This window comes from Micromonospora sp. NPDC049799, from assembly GCF_040656655.1.
Taxonomy (GTDB): Bacteria; Actinomycetota; Actinomycetes; order Mycobacteriales; family Micromonosporaceae; genus Micromonospora.
The window spans coordinates 1-2,615 of the sequence record NZ_JBFAMU010000619.1 but is presented as its reverse complement, the minus strand read 5'-3'; the positions used below and the strand labels follow the sequence as shown (position 1 = coordinate 2,615).

At 74.9% G+C, this 2,615-nt stretch carries 2 protein-coding genes; both read left to right on the top strand.

Features of this window, described 5'->3' with window-relative positions; all coding sequences use genetic code 11:
- Positions 1 to 1,755: dTMP kinase (tmk, locus tag AB0I76_RS27320; RefSeq protein WP_357041228.1), on the top strand; the 1,755-nt coding region annotated here is incomplete at its 5' end.
- A partial coding sequence (locus AB0I76_RS27315) for a DNA polymerase III subunit delta' (RefSeq protein ID WP_357041225.1) occupies positions 1,755 to 2,615 on the top strand: 861 nt, incomplete at its 3' end. The genes tmk and AB0I76_RS27315, both read left to right, overlap by 1 nt.

The following is a 2,615-nucleotide window of genomic DNA, read 5'->3' as shown; positions in this document are numbered from 1 at the left end:
GAGTCGCTCACCCTGCTGTGGATCCCGGCCAAGGAGGCCGCGGTCCCCAACCTCATCCCGCGCGCCCGGCTGGAGGCGGCCAACCAGCTCACGCTGATCACCACGTACGGCCTCACCCCCGTCCTCGCCGCGCTGGTCCTCGCCGCCCTGGACGGCGTCGTCCGGGGCGCGCTGACCGGGGGACCGCCCGACTGGGCGGAACCGGCCCAGTTGGCGCTCTGGGTCAACGCGTTCTCCCGGCTGGCCACCGCCCTGGTGGTGGCGTTCGGCATCAGGGAGATCAGCCAGGGCCAGGCCGCCGAGCGGGACCACGCCGAGCAGAGCATGCTGCGCCAGTTCACCGAGGGCTGGCGGTTCATCGGCAAGACCCCGCTGGTCCGGGGCCTGGTGCTGGGCATCTTCGGCGCGTTCGCCGGCGGCGGCATCGTGATCGGCACCGCCCGGTTCTTCGCCAACTCGCTGGGCGCCGGTGACGCCGCCTTCTACCTGCTCTTCGGCGCGATCTTCATCGGTCTGGCGGTCGGCATCGGGCTCGGCCCGATGATCGTCAAGGACATGTCGCGGCGGCGCTGGTTCGGCATGAGCATCGTGCTCGCCAGCGCCTCGGTGATGACGCTGGCCTTCGCGATCCACCTGTCCATGGCGATGGTCGGCGCGATCCTGGTGGGCGCCGGGGCGGGCATGGCCTTCCTCTCCGGCACGACCCTGCTCGGCGGCGAGATCGCCGACGAGGTCCGCGGCCGGGTCTTCGCGGTGGTGCAGATCGGCACCCGGCTCGTGCTGATCCTGGCGATCGGCCTGGGCAGCCTCCTCGCCGGTGTCGGCGGCTCCCGCACGCTGGAGATCGCCGACCTGGGCGTCTCCATCTCGTCCACCCGCCTGCTCCTGCTGGCCGCCGGCGCCGCCGGCATCTTCGCCGGGATAAGCGCGTTCGGCCAGATGGACGACAAGAAGGGCGTCCCCGTCCTGGCCGACCTGTGGGGCTCGGTCCGGGGCCGTCCGTTGATGCCGGCCGAGCCGTTCGTCTCCGCCGGACTCTTCGTGGTCTTCGAGGGCGGTGAGGGCGCCGGCAAGTCCACCCAGCTCGCGGCGCTGGCCGACCGGCTGCGCGACGCCGGCCGGGACGTGGTGGTCACCCGCGAACCGGGCGCCACCACCGTCGGTGACCGGATCCGGTCGCTGCTGCTCGGGCAGCCCGGCTCCGACGCGCCCTCGCCCCGCGCCGAGGCGCTGCTGTACGCCGCCGACCGCGCGCACCACGTGGCCACCGTCGTCCGGCCCGCCCTCGTCCGGGGGTCGGTGGTGATCAGCGACCGGTACGTCGACTCGTCCCTGGCGTACCAGGGTGCCGGTCGGACGCTCCCGGTCGACGAGGTCTCGTGGCTGTCCTCCTGGGCGACCGGCGGGCTCAAGCCCGACCTGGTCGTGCTCCTCGACGTCGACCCGCGGACCGGGCTGTCCCGGGTGGCGGCGCGCAGCGAGGGCCCGGACCGGCTGGAGGCGGAGTCGGTCACGTTCCACGAGCGCGTCCGGTACGCCTTCCTCGACCTCGCCGCGAACGACCCGAAGCGGTACCTGGTGCTCGACGCCTCCCGCCCGGTGGAGGAGCTCGCCGAGGCGGTCGCCACGCGGGTCGAGGGGATGCTCGGCAACCCCGCCGGCATCGTGCACCCGCGTCCCGCACACGGCCCGGACACCTCGGTGCAGCCGGAGTTATCCGACTCGGAGCTGGTGACGATGGAGCATCGGACCTGATGCCGGACGTCTTCGCCGACCTGGTCGGGCAGGACGAGGCGGTCGACACGCTGCGCCGGGCCGCCGTCGCGGCGAACGCCGTGCTGCGCGGCCCCGCCCCGTCACCGGAGGGCGCCGCCCCGGGCGATCCGGGTGCCGGGATGACCCATGCGTGGATCTTCACCGGACCCCCCGGCTCGGGCCGGTCGGTCGCCGCGCGAGCCTTCGCGGCGGCTCTCCAGTGCGTGCACGGCACCGGCTGCGGCACCTGTCCCGGCTGCCACACCACGATGGCCGGCACCCACGCCGACGTCCGGCTGGTCGTCCCGGAGGGGCTGTCCATCGGTGTCGGCGAGATGCGGGCGCTGGTGCTGCGGGCCGCGAGCACCCCGTCCGGCGGGCGCTGGCAGGTCGTCGTGATCGAGGACGCCGACCGGCTCACCGAGGCCGCCGGCAACGCGCTGCTCAAGGCCGTCGAGGAGCCACCGCCGCGTACGGTCTTCCTGCTCTGCGCGCCGTCCACCCACCCGGACGACATCTCGGTGACCATCCGTTCGCGCTGCCGGGTCGTACCGCTGCGGCAGCCGCCGCCCGACGCGGTGGCCGAGGTGCTGGCCCGGCGGGACGGCGTCGCGCCGGACGTGGCGCGCTGGGCGGCGGCGGCCGCGCAGGGGCACGTCGGTCGGGCCCGGCGGCTGGCCCGTGACCCCGAGGCGCGCAAGCGCCGGGACGCGGTCCTGGCGGTGCCGCGCCGGCTGACCGGTGTGGGTGCCGCCTTCGACGCGGCGTCGGCACTGATCGAGGCCGCCGAGGCGGAGGCCGAGGCGTCGGTCGCGGAGAGCGACGCCGCCGAGCGTGCCGCGCTGGAGACGGCACTCGGC